The following is a 14,219-nucleotide window of genomic DNA, read 5'->3' on the forward strand; positions in this document are numbered from 1 at the left end:
TCTCAATTTTTCACAACCTTAAATTGACGAATTGTATTGTTAACGCCACGCGGGCAATGCGGGATCAGTCGAACAGGCTCGACACCGATTCTTCCGTGGCGGTGCGCGAGATCGCTTCGCCGATGAGGTCGGCGATGGAAACGACGCGGATGTTGTGGGCGTCCATGACACCCTGCGAGGGCTGGATCGAATCGGTGATCACCAGTTCCTGCAGTTTCGAGCCGATGATGCGGGCGGCCGCGCCGCCCGACAGCACGCCATGGGTGATGTAGGCGGTGACGCTGGTGGCGCCGTTGGCGAGCAGCGCGTCGGCTGCGTTGCACAGCGTGCCGCCGGAATCGACTATGTCGTCGATCAAAAGGCAATCCTTGCCCCGCACGTCGCCGATGACATTCATGACTTCGGATTCGCCCGGACGCTCACGTCGCTTGTCGACGATGGCAAGCTGTGCGTCGAGGCGCTTGGCAAGCGCGCGGGCGCGCACCACGCCGCCGACGTCCGGCGAGACGACCATCACGTTGGCGAGTTGCTTGTACTTGGCCTTCACGTCGCGCACCATCACCGGCACGGCGAACAGATTGTCGGTGGGAATGTCGAAGAAACCCTGGATCTGGCCGGCGTGTAGGTCGAGCGTCAGCACGCGGTCGACGCCCGCGCGGGTGATCATGTTGGCGACCAGCTTGGCCGAGATCGGCGTGCGGCCGGAGGCGCGGCGGTCCTGCCGGGCGTAGCCGAAATAGGGGATCACGGCCGTGATGCGCCGCGCTGAAGAGCGCATGAACGCATCGATCATGATCAAGAGTTCCATCAGGTGATCATTGGTCGGAAACGACGTCGACTGCAGGATGAAGACATCCTCGCCGCGCACGTTCTCCTGGATCTCGACGAAAATCTCCTGGTCGGCAAAGCGCCTGACACTGGCCTTTCCAAGCGGGATATTGAGATAACGTGCGACGCCTTCGGCCAGCACCCGATTGGAATTGCCCGCAAAAAGTTTCATTCAGTGTTCCTGGCGAATGCCCAGAGCCGGATATGACGGGGCTTTTAGCGCCGTTCGCCGCTATTGCAAGCAGAGATGCCGGAAATCCCCGATTGCCGCGTCAAAAACGGTTGATGTTGCGTTGAGGTGACTCTTCGCTGCTGCGCAGCGGAACGGGACTGCGCCGCCATTGCCAGATTCCGCAGAGCTGCGGCGGAGGCTCAGCCTGCCCGGGTCCCCAGCCAGGCGGCCAACTGGTCGACCGTCTGGTCGGCGATGCCTTGCATGGTCGGCGCCGACACGGAGGCCCAGCCCTCGCCGCGCCTTGCCGGAGCTTTCTGCTGGCCCTGGATGCGATGCAGCCGGTTGCCGGCCGTGTCGAGCACGTCCCAGACATAGATCACCGTCGTTTCCCTGGCTTCGGTGATCGCCGAGAAATAGCCTTTCAGCACCAGCGTTGCGGTTCCGTCGCCGCCGGCAAGCTTGATGCCGCGCTCCTTGGCCCTGGCCGCGATGCGTTCCGAGAGCGGGCCGGCCGCCTCGACCGTGGCGCCGACAATCGGCGCAATCTGGATGCGGGCGTTCGAATCGATGGCAGCCACCTGACCTGTCGTCGTCCCGGGCGTGGCGGCAGCGGCCGCTGGAGCACCAGGCGCGGCGGAGGGATCGGCGATGGACGCGGTTGCCGAAGTGCCCGGCGCAGTGGCGGTCTGGCTGGGCGGCTTGATCGCCGAAGGGTCAAGCGCCTGCTCGGTGCTGGTGCAGGCGGCAAGCGCCGATGCGGCAGTCAGCAACATGCCGATAGCGACCGATCGCTTCATTCGGTGGAACTCCCTGCTCGTAGGCGGCCGCATCCTCTCAATAGTCGACTCACTTCACGATCAAGTCGAGATCATGACGCGACAGCGGCCGCGGCTGCGAATCCGTCGTCAGATAGGTGCGGCCGAGGCACATCGCCGTCTCGGTCTCGGAATCCATGATGATCATGTGCGCAAACAGCGTCATGTCGGGCGCGATCGGCTCGGGGTTGCCCTGATAGAACATCGGCATGTCCATCCATGACGGGGTAAAGCGAGCTCCCACCGAATAGCCGCAGGCGTTGAGGCGGTGCTTGGTCAGGCCGTGTGCTTCCATGATGCGGGCATGTGCGTCGAAGACGTCGCCGAACGTATTGCCGGGCGTCATTGCCTTCTCGACGGCGAGCAGGGCTGCCAAGGACGCATCGTAAAGTTCCTGGTGCCGCTTCGACACCTTTCCGGTCAACACGGTGCGCATCATCGGCGCGTGGTAGTGATGGAAGACACCCGCCCATTCCAGCGTCAGCTGGTCGTTCTTCGTCAGCTTGCGGCGGCCGGCCTTGTAGCGGCAGAGCAGCGCGTCGGCGCCTGAGCCGATGATGAACTCGTTGGCGGGGTAGTCGCCGCCGCCGGCAAAGATGGCGCCCTGCATGGCGGCCAGGATTGCGCCTTCGTCGGCGCCCTGCTTGATGATCTTCAGCGCTGCGTCGAGCGCATCGTCGGCAAGGGCGGCGGCCTTTTCGGCTTTCTTGATCTCGGCCGGGCTCTTGAACAGGCGCAGCCGCGAGACGATGCCGGAGGCATCGGCAATCTGGCCGAATGTCTGCATTTGCTCATCGAGGCGGCGGCCGTTGTAGGCGGTAAGCCCGTGGGTGTCGTATTCGATGCCGATGCGCGCGCCGAGCAGGTCGAGGTCGTTGAGCAGGTTGCGCAGCTCGAGCGCCGGGTTGGCGCCGTCGCGGTCGGTCCACACCACGATGTTGTCGAGCGTCGAGGTGTGCCGCGCCTGCCGCAGGTCCGCCGAGCGGGTCAAAAGCACCATCGAGCCGTCGGCCTTCACCACCAGGCACTGGAAGAAGCAGAAGCCGAATGTGTCGTAGCCGGTCAGCCAGTACATGCTTTCCTGTGCAAACAGCAGGACGGCGTCGAGCTTCTTGTCGGCCATCTCGATCATCAGCCGGTCGCGGCGCGCGTCATACTCCGCGCGTTCAAAATGCAGCGCCATTCAGGAATCCTCCAGGACAATCGCGGAAATCAGCCGCCCGTAATCGGCTTCGTTGCGGTGGGTGGCGCGTCGGTAGGAATAGAAAAGATCTTCTTCGGCATAGGTGCAGCGGCCAAGCCCGCTCGCCTGCACGCCGGCCCTGGCGAGGCGGTCGACGGTGTAGAGATTGAGATCGAAGAGCGCATGGCCAGGTTTGCCGGACGGCGCGAAATAGCGTGCGTTGCCGGCATCCGATGCGGTAAACCGTTCGACGAATTCGGGGCCCACTTCGTAATTTGCCTGGCTGATCGAGGGACCGAGCGCCGCCACGATGTTTTCGCGCCTGCCGCCGAGGCCTTCCATGGCGGTGATTGTGTTTTCCAGAACGCCGGTGAATGCGCCTTTCCAGCCGGCGTGTGCTGCCCCGATAACGCGGGCCTTCGGATCGGCAAACAGCACCGGACCGCAGTCGGCCGCCGAGGCGCAGATCGCCAGTCCGGGCCGGTCGGTCACCATGGCGTCTGCCTTCGGACGCGGCTGCCCGAATGCTTCGCGCACCACGATCACGTCAGGCGAATGGATCTGGTAGACGGAAAGCAGGTTTTGCGGCGGCACACCCATCCAGGCGGCGACACGGCGGCGGTTTTCGGCGACTTTTTCGGCGTCGTCATTGGAGCCGACACCCGTGTTGAGGCCCTTGTACAGGCCCTCGGAGACACCGCCGGCGCGCGTGAAAAAGCCATGGCGGATGCCTGCTTCGGCCGCTTTTTCAAGCATGGATGACCGGATTGGGTCCGGTTTGGTCTGGTCGAGCATGGCCGCCTTGTCGTTGCCGGGACAGGATTCGTCAAGGCGTTTTCGACCAAGCGACCGGTCCCGTTGGGGAGGCGGGACAGTGCGGCAGACCGAGGGGCGAAGTCAATCCGCCGGGGGAGTGGCATGCTCATCGTGCTTCGTTCGCGAGCCAGTTCGCAACGCTCGTGACCATTGCGGGGCGACGACCGGACCGTGGTCAAACCCGCGCCAAGCGGTTCGGCATCTTGCCGGAATTTGCGATAACCGTCATGTTTGCCTGCCCGACGGCCAGCGTTTTCGACCGGTCGTCACGGAGTGCGGCCATTGCACGGAGACGACGCCGGAAACGCATCGCAGGAGGCGATCCTCGCTTCGGTGGTTCGCTCATCGCTCGACTGCGTGATCGTCACAGATGAAACCGGGTCGGTTGTGGATTTCAACCCGGCGGCCGAGGCGACTTTCGGTTATTCGCGCGCCGAAGTCGTCGGCAGACAGATCCTGGAGCTTATCCTCCCACCGCGTCTGCGCAACGCGCATGCAGACGGGCTTGCGGCTTTTTTTGCGGGAGGCGCCTCGCGATTGCTCGGGCGGCGCACAGAGCAGATTGCCATGCGCGCGAATGGCGATGAGTTTCCGGTCGAACTCACGATCACCGAAGCCCACAGCGGCCAACGGCGCTTTTTCACGGCGAGCCTGCGCGACCTGTCGCACCGCCGTGCCGCCGACGCGGCTCTGCGTGCCAGCGAAGCCCGCCTGGCGGCGTTCATGAAACATGCTCCCATAGGCATGTACCTGAAGGATACCGACGGGCGTTATCTGGTGGCCAATCCGGAAATGGGAAAGGTCTTCGGCCGGCCGGCCGAAGACGCGATCGGACTAAGTGCGGCAGACATTTTCGGGCCGGAGGAGGCCGCGATGATCGCGGAAAACGATCGTCGCGTGCTGGAATCAGGACAGGCGATTGCCGTGGAGGAATTTCTGAGCAGCGCGATCGACTACGCCTGGAGCCTTGTTGTCCGCTTTCCGGTTCTGTGGGCCGATCAGCAGCAGGCGCGCATCGGCGGCTTCGATATCGACATCACCGAGCAGAAGCGCGCCGCCGAACGCCTGCAGCAAAGCGAGCGGCTCAACGCACTGGGATCGCTGCTCGCCGGCGTTTCGCACGAGCTCAACAATCCCTTGGCGGTGGTCGTCGCGCAAACCCAGTTGCTGGAAGAATTTCTAGCCGGAACCGCCCATGCGCAGCGGGCCAGCAAGATCAGACTTGCCGCGGCTCGCTGCGCACGTATCGTGAAGACCTTCCTGGCAATGGCGCGACAGCGCCCGCCGGAGCGCCGCAGCACCGACATCAACGAACTGATCCAAGCAGTTCTGGACATCGCCGCTTATGGTCTGCGTACGGCAGGCGTCGATGTGCGATGCCGGTTCGCCGAGGGTCTTCCATCCTTGGAGGTCGATCCCGACCAGATGCATCAGGTGTTCTACAATCTGATCGTCAACGCGCAACACGCCCTACAGGAGATATCCGCGCCACGCATAATCGAGATCGAAACGTCGCGCGAAGGCAATGACGTCAAGGTCGTGATCGCCGACAATGGCCCTGGTGTGCCGGCCGAAATCAGGAATCGCATTTTCGATCCGTTCTTCACCACCAAGGCCCAGGGTGACGGCACTGGGATCGGACTCTCCTTCTCGCTCGGCGTGGTGCAGGCGCACAATGGACGGTTGTCCCTGCTCGACCGTCCGGACGGCGCACACTTCCAGTTGCTGTTGCCGGTGCAGTCCCGCACTGTGTCGGATCCGACCGAAGGTGCTGCGGCGTTCCCGGTAGTCGGAATTGGCCGTACAGCCCTCGTGGTCGATGATGAGCGGGAGGTCGGCGAAACGATGGCGGAACTGCTTGAGATTGAAGGTTTTGCCGTCACGATCGTCGAAGACGGCGCCAGCGCCAAAGCAGCGCTGAGAAGCGCTACCTTCGACGCGATCTTTTGCGATCTGCGGATGCCGAACACCGACGGCCCCGCTTTGTTCGACTGGGCCCGTCAGGCAGTCCCGGGCCTGGCGGAGCGATTCATCTTCGTCACCGGCGACACGCTCGGCGGTGCCGCGGCGCGCTTTCTTGAACGGGCCGGTCGGCCGGTTATCGAGAAACCGTTTTCGCGCGATTCCGTCCTTCGGGCACTGGCAAATGTTCCGGATTAGCGGCTGATCGGAGCGGCATACATGTTCATTGCCTGGTTGGGTATCCCGGCAGCGGAACGCCCTTCGGCGCCACCGCCAGGACCTTGAAGAGCGTGCCCATCTGGTCGGGACTGGCGAGCCGTTCGACCTCGCCGGAAAGCCGATCCCGGGTCGTCTGGTCGGCCTTTGCGCCAAGGCTACCGGCACGTTCAAGCAACCCAAGGCCAAGCAGGAAATCGCCCTGCGGGGAAAAATGCGCGGCGAGGCCCGCCTGCCGCGCCGCAGCCGCCAGCGCCGAAAAATCGACATGCGTGGTGAGGTCGGCTTCGCCAGGATGGGCCAGCGGGTCGTCATAGACGTGTCTCAGGAGCGCCTGCAGCGTGTCGCCGACCGCCGGTTTTTCGTAGCCATAGTCGATGAACAGGCCGGCGCCTCCGTCTCGCGCGATGCGCTCGGCGACGGCCTGCATCAAGGCCGTGCGGGCCGGCGCAAGCTCCACGATGGCGCCATCCGCGGCTTTCGCGGCATCCGTTGGCAGCAGCGAAGGATCGGCCGAGCCGGCGCCGGCGACGAAGGCAAGATTGCCGGCGTCGTCGAGCCCCACCATGCGTTCGCGCCAGCCGTTCGACGTCTTCACATATTGGCGGACGGGAATGGCATCGAACAATTCGTTGCCGACGATGAGCAGTGGTTGCCGCGGCAGGCCGTCGAGCGTTTCATGCCAGCCGAAACTGGTACCGGCCTCCTGCAAAGTCTGCTTCTGGATTTCGGTCAGCCGGGCGCTGGTTTCGATAAGCGCGAAGCTGGCATTGTTGTGCAGGTCGGCGTCGAGCTTGGAAACAGTGCGCGCGATGTCCTTCATCAGCGTGCCGCGGCCAGGGCCGATTTCGGCAATCAGCGGCCTTTGCGGCCGGTCGAGCGCATGCCATGTGGCGACCAGCCAGGCGCCGACCAGTTCGCCGAACATCTGGCTGATCTCCGGCGCGGTGGTAAAATCGCCGCCGCTGCCGAATGGTTCGCGGGTCGTGTAGTAGCCATGCTGCGGATCGGAGAGGCAGAGCGCCATGTATTCCGATACCGGGATCGGCCCCAGCGCCTCGATCAGGTCAACGATGCGCTGCGCGAGTGGTGTCATGCCGCTGCGTGCGTGGCGCTCCGGTGGGCGGTCGCCATTGCCCAGGCTCCGACCAGCACCATCGGCACCGAAAGCACTATGCCCATGGTCAGCCAGTTGCCGAGGAGGTAGCCGATCTGCTCGTCCGGCTGGCGGAAAAATTCGACGAAAATGCGCGACAGGCCATAACCCGCCACGAAGGCGCCGGCGATGAAGCCGGGCTTCTTCAGCTTCAGGAAACCGTGGGTCAGAAGCCGCAGCACGACAAACAGCACGAGGCCTTCGAGCGCGGCCTCATAAAGCTGGCTCGGGTGGCGCGGGAAGGGGCCACCATTGGGGAAAACCACTGCCCATGGCACATCGCTGACGCGGCCCCAGAGCTCGGAGTTTATGAAGTTGGCGCAGCGCACCAATCCCAGCGCCACGGGAACACCGGCCGCCACCACGTCGAAAAGTGTCCACACATTGATGCCGCGCGAGCGGGCAAACAGGATCATCGCCAGCGTGGTGCCGGCAAAGCCGCCATGGAAGGACATGCCGCCATCCTGCAGGTAAAGAACCTCGATCGGATTGGCCATGTACTTCGGCAGGTTGTAGAAAAGCACGTAGCCGAGCCGTCCACCGGCGACGATGCCAATGGCTGCCCACAGCACGAAATCGTCGAGATCGATCGGCTTCATCGGCAGATTGCCGTCCGGCCACAGCCGGGTGTTGGTGACCAGCCGCTTGGCGTACCACCACGCAAACAGAATACCGACGACATAGCCGACGCCGTACCAATGGACCTTCAGCGGGCCGAAGCCGAAAAAGGGCCCGACCTGGAAAAGCACCGGATCGATGTTGGGGAAAGACAGGGCGGCGAACGGCAGCAGATATTCGGTCAAGCGCGGATTCCAGTCGGTGGATCGGTTGGGCGCGGACCATGCGGCAGGCTTTTGACAGGGTCAAGGCAAAGGAACTGTATGACACTGTCACATGGTAGTGATATACTGTCAGAAAGGAAGAAACCGATGCGCACGAGCAAACCCATCACTGTGACTCTGGGCAAACAACAGGGCAGCCTGGATGCCCGGCTGGCGTCTGGCAGCTACGATTCGGCCAGCGAGGTGATGCGGGCGGCATTGCGTGCGCTCGATCGCGAAGAGAGCGCAATCAACGAAATTATGCGCAACAAAATCCGCGAGGCGCTGGACGATCCCCGTCCAGACCTGTCTTCTGACGAGGTTTCCGAGCACTTCGAGCGTAAGCACAAGGAGCGGATGAAGGTCTCCGGCCGTGGCCTATAAGGTTACCTACCGCCCGCTTGCGGTTGGCGACCTGGACCGGATCTATGACTTCATTGCACTGGACAGTGCAGAGCGGGCTTTTTCCTATGTCAGTCGCATTCGTGACCATTGTGATAAGTTGTCGGAGATGCCGGAGCGGGGTGTGCCGAGAGACGATCTGGCACCGGGCGTTCGCACCTTGAGTTTCGAGCGGCGCGTGCTCATAGCTTACAGAGTAGACCACAACGCTGTCCGCATTGTTCGTGTGTTCTACGCCGGGCAGGATTTTCCGTCGGAATGGGTGGAAAGCTGATCGCATGCTGCGAGGCGGGCCGAGAACTTGCTTCATCCGCGCCTTGCATTCGCAGGCTTGCGCCATTAACTCCGGAGGAAACGCACGAGGTTTGCCATGACGAACGGACCGAACCGCATTCTGGACGAATTCGCCAAGCTGATGACAGATGCTGCAGGCGCCGCTCAGGGCGTGCGCCGCGAGGTCGAGACCGCCTTCAAGTCGCAGGCCGAGAAGGTGCTCAATTCCATGGACGTGGTGCAGCGCGAGGAGTTCGACGCGGTGCGCGACATGGCGCTGAAAGCCCGCGCCGAGAACAAGAAGCTCGAGGCCCGCATCGCGGAGCTCGAAGCGAAATTGTCGAAAGCCTCCGGCGAGGTCCCTGAAGCGGCTCCAAAGCGCTCCGCCAAGCCTTCTCCAAAAAAATAATTCATTAACCTTGTCCACAGGCCCGGAGTCGAAAAACGCTTTCGCGTGAATCGCTTATCCGGCTTGCATGAATCTTTGCGACAGCCTCTGTCCACACCCCTATGCCGCATTGCGAAAAAAGGGACTGGCGCCGCGACTCCGCATCAATAGACTGAATTTGTTGCATGATTCGGGGACGGGTCATGCGCCGGGCAGCGGAGGTCCGGCCTGGGGATGGTCGTCGCCTTCCTGCCCGCCGCTTGAGTTTTCTCGTTGTTGTCGTGTGCCCTCCAGGGAGCGTGCGGTGGCGCTCCCAGAACGACAGGAAGCATTCTGCATGGAACTCCTTGAAATTGAACTTGCTCGCGATTGTCATCCCGTCGATGTCATCGAGCAGGTCGCTCACAACAACGATTGGGCTTTCGAACGAACCGGTGACGACGAGATTTCCATTTCGGTCGCCGGCACTTGGACCGACTACCAGGTCTCTTTCTCGTGGATGGAGGATTTCGAGGCGCTGCATCTGGCCTGCGCCTTCGACATCAAGGTGCCGGAAAACCGCACGCTCGAAGTGATGCGGCTCCTGTCGCTCATCAACGAGCAGATGCTGTTCGGTCATTTCGACCTGTGGGAGCAGGAAGGCGCCATCATGTTCCGGCAGTCGCTGCTGCTCGCCGGCGGCGCCGATCCGACCAGCCAGCAGGTCGAGGTGCTGCTTTCCAGCGCACTGGAAGCCTGCGAATGCTATTTCCAGGCTTTCCAGTTCGTCGTCTGGTCGGGAACCTCCGCCAAGGATGCGCTGGCCAGCGTGCTCTTCGAAACCTTCGGCAACGCCTGAGGCTTCCATGGGTTCGGGCGGCGGGCCGAAGAAGCCCGAGATCAGCTTTGCCGATTTCGACCGTGTCGACATTCGTGCCGGCACCATCGTCGAGGCTGAGCCGTTTCCGGAAGCGCGCAAGCCGGCCTTCAAGCTGAAGATCGACTTCGGCCCGGAGATCGGCGTGAAGAAATCTTCCGCGCAGGTCACCAAATACTACACGCCGGAAACGCTGGTCGGCCGGCAGGTGATGGCCGTGGTCAATTTCCCGCCACGCCAGATCGGCAAGTTCATGTCGGAAGTGCTGACGCTCGGCATGCCCGACGATGAGGGCGACGTGGTGCTGACGGCAATCGAGCGCACCGTGCCGAACGGCGGCCGGCTGTTTTAGTCCCTCGCAGGTGAACTGCCCGCAAGCCTTGCCACCAGCATGAAGGCGACCACCGAGCCTGCCCCGACCATGGCCGTGGCAGCCAAGGCCGCGTGAACACCGAACTGTTCGGAAATGAAGGCGAATACGAAGGGTGCGGCGGCCGCCACCACCAGGCGTATACCGGTGATCCTGCCCACCAGAACGCCATAACCGTCGCTGCCGAACAGCGTCAGCGGCAAGGTTCCCTGCACGATGCTGTTCAAGCCCGAGCCGGCGCCGAAAAGCAGCGCGAAAACGATAGCGCCGCCAAGCCAAGGCGCGCTCGCCAAAAGCACGATGATCGCCAGCGACAGCGAAAATGCCGCGACGATAGCCAGCCGGGCAGGCGGCATGCCCGCTCCGAAAATCATGTTGACGAAGCGTGCCAGGACCTGCGCCGGGCCGAACACAGTACCGACCAGTACCGCCAGCGCGCCGAGCCCGATGGCGCCAAGCATCGGAACCATGTGCACCAGCAGGGCCGAGAGCACGAAGCTCATCAAGGTGAAGCCGGCGGCCATCAACACGAAGCCTTTCGGGCGCAGCGCCACCGGAAGGCTGCCTTCCACCCGTAGCGGCATTTCGGGCGGCACCGGCACGTCGGCTTCTTCCACCGCTGCCTCGGTCGCGACCGGTTTTGCCGCGGCCGTCAGGCTGCGCCGGGACAAGAGCGACAGGCGCCAGTGGATGGGCAGGCAGATCAGGAGATTGGCGGCGGCGAAGGCGAAATAGACGGCGCGCCATGTCATGTGCTCATGCAACAACGTTGTCAGAGGCCAAAATAGTGTTGAGGCAAATCCGGCAATCAACGTCAGATGGGTGATCGAGCGTTGCGCCCGGTTCGGCGCGACCTGCACCAGCAGCGCAAAGGCGGCATTATACTGGACGAGCCCGGATGCCACCTGCAGCGCCAGCAAGGCCATGAAGAAGCTGGTGCGCTCCGGCGCCAGCGCGCAGGCTGCCAGCGAAATTGCCGCGGCGACCGACCCGGCCGTCATCACACGCCCGGCGCCGTAGCGGTCGATGCCGCGGCCGGTCAGCGGCGCTGCCAGCCCGCCCGCCAGAAGTGCGGCCGACAACGCGCCGTACACCCATTCCAGCGACCAGGAAAAATCGCGCGCCATTTCCGGCGCGAGAATGCTGAAGCTGTAGTAGAGTGTGCCGTAACCGACGATCTGGGTGACGCCGAGACCCCACACGGTTACGGCGAGATGGCGATCGGAAATGCGCATGGGGCTGGCCTTCGTGCGGCCGGTATGCCGCAAATTGTTCCCTTCTACCGCCATCGATGATTTGCCGGCGCAATGGACCAGCGCATTCGGCCGATGCGACCAGTTTGAAGTCGCCCTTGACCTTCCAGTTACTGGAAGCACTACCTCTCATTCAAGCAAGCAGGAAAGACGTGAGAATCAACGATGAGCCACAGCAATCACGGGCACCATAATCACGGCCACGCGCACGCCGGCGACGGCTCATGTTGCGCGCCGAAGCCGCAGGCGGCCACGCCCGGGGGAGCCGCCGTGCGCGATCCCGTCTGTGGCATGACGGTTGATCCCAACGCGGGCAAGCCGACGGCCGAACATGCCGGCCATACCTTTCATTTCTGCAGTACTTCTGGCCACGGCAAGTTCGTCGCAGCGCCGGAAAATTACCTCACCGCCACCGATCCGGTTTGCAGCATGACTGTCGAGCGCGCCACGGCGAAGCATTTCGCCCGCCATGAAGGGCAGGGCTTCTATTTCTGCTCGGCCGGCTGCAAGACCAAGTTCGAGGCGGAACCGCAGAAGTATCTCGGCGACCGTCCAGCGCCCGCGCCCATGCCGAAAGGCACGCAATACACCTGCCCGATGCACCCCGAAGTGGTGCGCGACAAGCCCGGTTCCTGCCCGCTTTGCGGCATGGCGCTGGAACCAATGGGTGTGCCGACCTGGGATGAAGGCCCAAACCCCGAGCTTGTGGATTTCACCCGCCGTTTCTGGGTGAGCGCGGCACTTGCCGTTCCACTGCTGGTCATCGCCATGGGGCCGATGCTCGGCCTGCCGGTGCGCGACTGGATCGGGGAGCCGCTCGCCACCTGGCTGGAGCTTGCACTGGCAACGCCGGTCGTTCTGTGGGCCGCCATTCCGTTCTTCCATCGCGGTTACGAATCGATCGTCAATCGCAGTCCCAACATGTGGACGCTGATCTCTCTCGGCGTCGGTGCGGCCTATCTCTACAGCGTCGCCGCCACGCTGTTCCCGGATTTCTTCCCGCATCAGTTCCGCGGCCACGGCGGCTCGGTGCCGGTCTATTTCGAGGCAGCAAGCGTCATCGTCGCACTGGTCTTCCTTGGCCAGGTGCTGGAACTGAAAGCGCGCGAGCGCACCGGTTCGGCGATCCGCGCGCTGCTCGACCTCGCTCCCAAGACCGCCCGTCGCGTTGGGAAGGACGGCTCGGAGCAGGACGTGCCGCTCGACGACGTGGTTAAAGGCGACCTGTTGCGCATCCGGCCGGGCGACAGCATTCCGGTCGATGGCGCCGTCACCGAAGGGCGCTCGTCCGTCGACGAATCCATGATCAGCGGCGAGCCGCTGCCGGTCGAGAAGAATGTCGGCGACAATCTGACCGGCGGCACGCTCAACAAGAACGGTTCGCTGGTGATGCGGGCGGAAAAGGTCGGCGCCGATACGATGCTATCGCGCATTGTCGAGATGGTGGCCAAGGCCCAGCGCAGCCGCGCGCCGATCCAGGGGCTGGCCGATCGCGTCTCCTACTATTTCGTGCCGGCGGTGGTGCTGGTCGCCATTCTCTCCTTCGCCGGCTGGGCGATGTTCGGACCTACGCCGTCGATGATCTTCGCCATCGTCTCGGCGGTGTCGGTGCTGATCATCGCCTGTCCCTGTGCGCTCGGCCTCGCGACGCCGATGTCCATCATGACGGCGACCGGCCGCGGCGCCCAGGCCGGCGTGCTGATCAAGGATGCCGAAGCGCTGGAGCGTTTCGCCAGCGTCGACACACTGATCGTCGACAAGACCGGCACCCTGACCGAGGGCAAGCCGAAGCTGACCGACGTGGTAGCTGTCAAGGGTTTTGGCGAAGACAGGCTTCTTGGTCTGGCGGCAAGTCTCGAGAAGGGCTCTGAACATCCGCTTGCCGAGGCGATCGTGGCGGGAGCCGAACAGCGCGGCGTCAAGGTCGCGGAAGCGAGCGATTTCCTGTCCGTCACCGGCAAGGGCGTTTCCGGCACCGTCGGCGGCGAAACGGTCGCGCTCGGCAACCGCGCGATGATAGACGATCTCAAGATCGACACCGGCGCCTTGGCTGGGGATGCCGATGTGCTGCGCGGCGATGGCAAGACCGCGATGTTCGTCGCTGTCGGCGGCAGGTTCGCCGGTATCGTCGCCGTCGCCGATCCGGTCAAGCAGACCACCGCCGAGGCGATCCGCGCGCTGCACGAGCGGGGCCTGAAGATCATCATGGCGACAGGCGATAACCAGCGCACGGCGCAGGCCGTGGCCAGGAAACTCGGCATCGACGAGGTGCGCGCCGATATGCTGCCGGAGAGCAAGAAGGCGCTCATCGACGAGTTGCGGGCCAAGGGCGCGAAAGTCGCAATGGCGGGCGATGGCGTCAACGATGCGCCCGCGCTTGCCGCTGCTGATGTCGGCATCGCCATGGGCACCGGCGCCGATGTCGCGGTGGAAAGTGCGGGCATCACGCTCGTCAAGGGCGACCTCAACGGCATCGTGCGTGCCCGCACGCTGGCGCAGGCGGCGATAGGCAACATCAGGCAGAACCTGTTCTTCGCCTTCGTCTACAACGTGCTCGGCGTGCCGGTTGCCGCCGGCCTGCTCTATCCGCTTACCGGCACGTTGCTGTCGCCAATGCTGGCGGCGGCGGCAATGAGCCTGTCTTCGGTCTCGGTCATCGCCAATGCACTGAGGCTCCGGGCTTTAAAGCTCTGAATAACCCCAAT

At 63.4% G+C, this 14,219-nt stretch carries 14 protein-coding genes; 7 read left to right on the plus strand and 7 right to left on the minus strand.

Annotation, left to right across the window (positions count from 1 at the left end):
* Window positions 1–64: 64 nt before the first annotated feature.
* The 4 genes from F3H98_RS12205 to pgeF all read right to left on the minus strand — a co-directional run bounded on the left by F3H98_RS12205 (window position 65) and on the right by pgeF (window position 3,796).
* A complete protein-coding gene (locus tag F3H98_RS12205) occupies window positions 65–1,000 on the minus strand; it encodes a ribose-phosphate pyrophosphokinase (RefSeq protein WP_149760437.1) in 936 nt (311 codons plus the stop codon).
* A 200-nt stretch (window positions 1,001–1,200) separates the two neighbouring features.
* Window positions 1,201–1,800 (minus strand): hypothetical protein, encoded by a 600-nt coding sequence (locus F3H98_RS12210; protein WP_149760438.1) that lies wholly within the window; start codon window positions 1,798–1,800, stop codon window positions 1,201–1,203.
* A 49-nt stretch (window positions 1,801–1,849) separates the two neighbouring features.
* Window positions 1,850–3,001, minus strand: a complete 1,152-nt coding sequence (locus tag F3H98_RS12215; protein WP_149760439.1) for a M24 family metallopeptidase — start codon at window positions 2,999–3,001, stop codon at window positions 1,850–1,852.
* Window positions 3,002–3,796 carry a peptidoglycan editing factor PgeF gene (gene pgeF / locus F3H98_RS12220; RefSeq protein ID WP_149760440.1) on the minus strand — a complete coding sequence of 265 codons (795 nt, stop codon included), beginning with the start codon at window positions 3,794–3,796 and terminating at the stop codon, window positions 3,002–3,004. It lies immediately after the preceding gene.
* Window positions 3,797–4,099: 303 nt separating this feature from the next.
* Here pgeF and F3H98_RS12225 point away from each other — a divergent pair, with 303 nt between their 5' ends.
* Window positions 4,100–5,977, plus strand: coding sequence for a hybrid sensor histidine kinase/response regulator (locus tag F3H98_RS12225; RefSeq protein ID WP_188130406.1), 1,878 nt, complete (start codon window positions 4,100–4,102; stop codon window positions 5,975–5,977).
* 25 nt (window positions 5,978–6,002) lie between these two features.
* Here F3H98_RS12225 and F3H98_RS12230 read toward each other — a convergent pair whose 3' ends face one another.
* Both F3H98_RS12230 and lgt read right to left on the minus strand, forming a co-directional pair.
* Window positions 6,003–7,091, minus strand: coding sequence for a class I SAM-dependent methyltransferase (locus F3H98_RS12230; protein ID WP_149760442.1), 1,089 nt, complete (start codon window positions 7,089–7,091; stop codon window positions 6,003–6,005).
* Complete coding sequence (gene lgt, locus F3H98_RS12235) at window positions 7,088–7,954, minus strand: prolipoprotein diacylglyceryl transferase (RefSeq protein ID WP_188130407.1); 867 nt, start codon at window positions 7,952–7,954, stop codon at window positions 7,088–7,090. Before lgt ends, F3H98_RS12230 begins: the two co-directional genes overlap by 4 nt.
* 126 nt (window positions 7,955–8,080) lie before the next feature.
* Between lgt and F3H98_RS12240 the strand changes: the two genes are divergently transcribed.
* The 5 genes from F3H98_RS12240 (at window position 8,081) to F3H98_RS12260 (ending at window position 10,243) form a co-directional block, all read left to right on the plus strand.
* Window positions 8,081–8,356, plus strand: coding sequence for a ribbon-helix-helix domain-containing protein (locus tag F3H98_RS12240; RefSeq protein WP_149760443.1), 276 nt, complete (start codon window positions 8,081–8,083; stop codon window positions 8,354–8,356).
* Window positions 8,346–8,648 (plus strand): type II toxin-antitoxin system RelE/ParE family toxin, encoded by a 303-nt coding sequence (locus F3H98_RS12245; RefSeq protein WP_149760444.1) that lies wholly within the window; start codon window positions 8,346–8,348, stop codon window positions 8,646–8,648. Before F3H98_RS12240 ends, F3H98_RS12245 begins: the two co-directional genes overlap by 11 nt.
* A 96-nt stretch (window positions 8,649–8,744) precedes the next feature.
* The gene (locus F3H98_RS12250) at window positions 8,745–9,056 is read left to right on the plus strand and encodes an accessory factor UbiK family protein (protein WP_149760445.1); all 312 of its coding nucleotides are present in this window, start codon (window positions 8,745–8,747) and stop codon (window positions 9,054–9,056) included.
* Between the two features lie 316 nt (window positions 9,057–9,372).
* Window positions 9,373–9,873: a type III secretion system chaperone family protein gene (locus F3H98_RS12255; protein ID WP_149760446.1), complete on the plus strand. Its 501-nt coding sequence runs from the start codon at window positions 9,373–9,375 to the stop codon at window positions 9,871–9,873.
* Window positions 9,874–9,880: 7 nt separating this feature from the next.
* Complete coding sequence (locus F3H98_RS12260) at window positions 9,881–10,243, plus strand: tRNA-binding protein (protein WP_149760447.1); 363 nt, start codon at window positions 9,881–9,883, stop codon at window positions 10,241–10,243.
* Here F3H98_RS12260 and arsK read toward each other — a convergent pair.
* A complete protein-coding gene (gene arsK, locus F3H98_RS12265) occupies window positions 10,240–11,496 on the minus strand; it encodes an arsenite efflux MFS transporter ArsK (RefSeq protein WP_149760448.1) in 1,257 nt (418 codons plus the stop codon). The genes F3H98_RS12260 and arsK overlap by 4 nt on opposite strands.
* 183 nt (window positions 11,497–11,679) lie before the next feature.
* Here arsK and F3H98_RS12270 point away from each other — a divergent pair, with 183 nt between their 5' ends.
* Window positions 11,680–14,208, plus strand: a complete 2,529-nt coding sequence (locus F3H98_RS12270; RefSeq protein ID WP_149760449.1) for a heavy metal translocating P-type ATPase — start codon at window positions 11,680–11,682, stop codon at window positions 14,206–14,208.
* Window positions 14,209–14,219 lie beyond the last annotated feature (11 nt).

The sequence above is a fragment of the Neomesorhizobium albiziae genome (assembly GCF_900114255.1).
Classification (GTDB): domain Bacteria; phylum Pseudomonadota; class Alphaproteobacteria; order Rhizobiales; family Rhizobiaceae; genus Neomesorhizobium; species Neomesorhizobium albiziae.

Bases quoted from the DNA above. Each gene is read 5' to 3' on its own strand.
- F3H98_RS12260 (WP_149760447.1), top strand. From the start codon at position 9,881: ATGGGTTCGGGCGGCGGGCCGAAGAAGCCCGAGATCAGCTTTGCCGAT.
- F3H98_RS12230 (WP_149760442.1), bottom strand. From the start codon at position 7,091: ATGACACCACTCGCGCAGCGCATCGTTGACCTGATCGAGGCGCTGGGG.
- F3H98_RS12270 (WP_149760449.1), top strand. From the start codon at position 11,680: ATGAGCCACAGCAATCACGGGCACCATAATCACGGCCACGCGCACGCC.
- F3H98_RS12240 (WP_149760443.1), top strand. From the start codon at position 8,081: ATGCGCACGAGCAAACCCATCACTGTGACTCTGGGCAAACAACAGGGC.
- pgeF (WP_149760440.1), bottom strand. From the start codon at position 3,796: ATGCTCGACCAGACCAAACCGGACCCAATCCGGTCATCCATGCTTGAA.
- F3H98_RS12255 (WP_149760446.1), top strand. From the start codon at position 9,373: ATGGAACTCCTTGAAATTGAACTTGCTCGCGATTGTCATCCCGTCGAT.
- F3H98_RS12210 (WP_149760438.1), bottom strand. From the start codon at position 1,800: ATGAAGCGATCGGTCGCTATCGGCATGTTGCTGACTGCCGCATCGGCG.
- F3H98_RS12250 (WP_149760445.1), top strand. From the start codon at position 8,745: ATGACGAACGGACCGAACCGCATTCTGGACGAATTCGCCAAGCTGATG.
- F3H98_RS12205 (WP_149760437.1), bottom strand. From the start codon at position 1,000: ATGAAACTTTTTGCGGGCAATTCCAATCGGGTGCTGGCCGAAGGCGTC.
- arsK (WP_149760448.1), bottom strand. From the start codon at position 11,496: ATGCGCATTTCCGATCGCCATCTCGCCGTAACCGTGTGGGGTCTCGGC.
- F3H98_RS12215 (WP_149760439.1), bottom strand. From the start codon at position 3,001: ATGGCGCTGCATTTTGAACGCGCGGAGTATGACGCGCGCCGCGACCGG.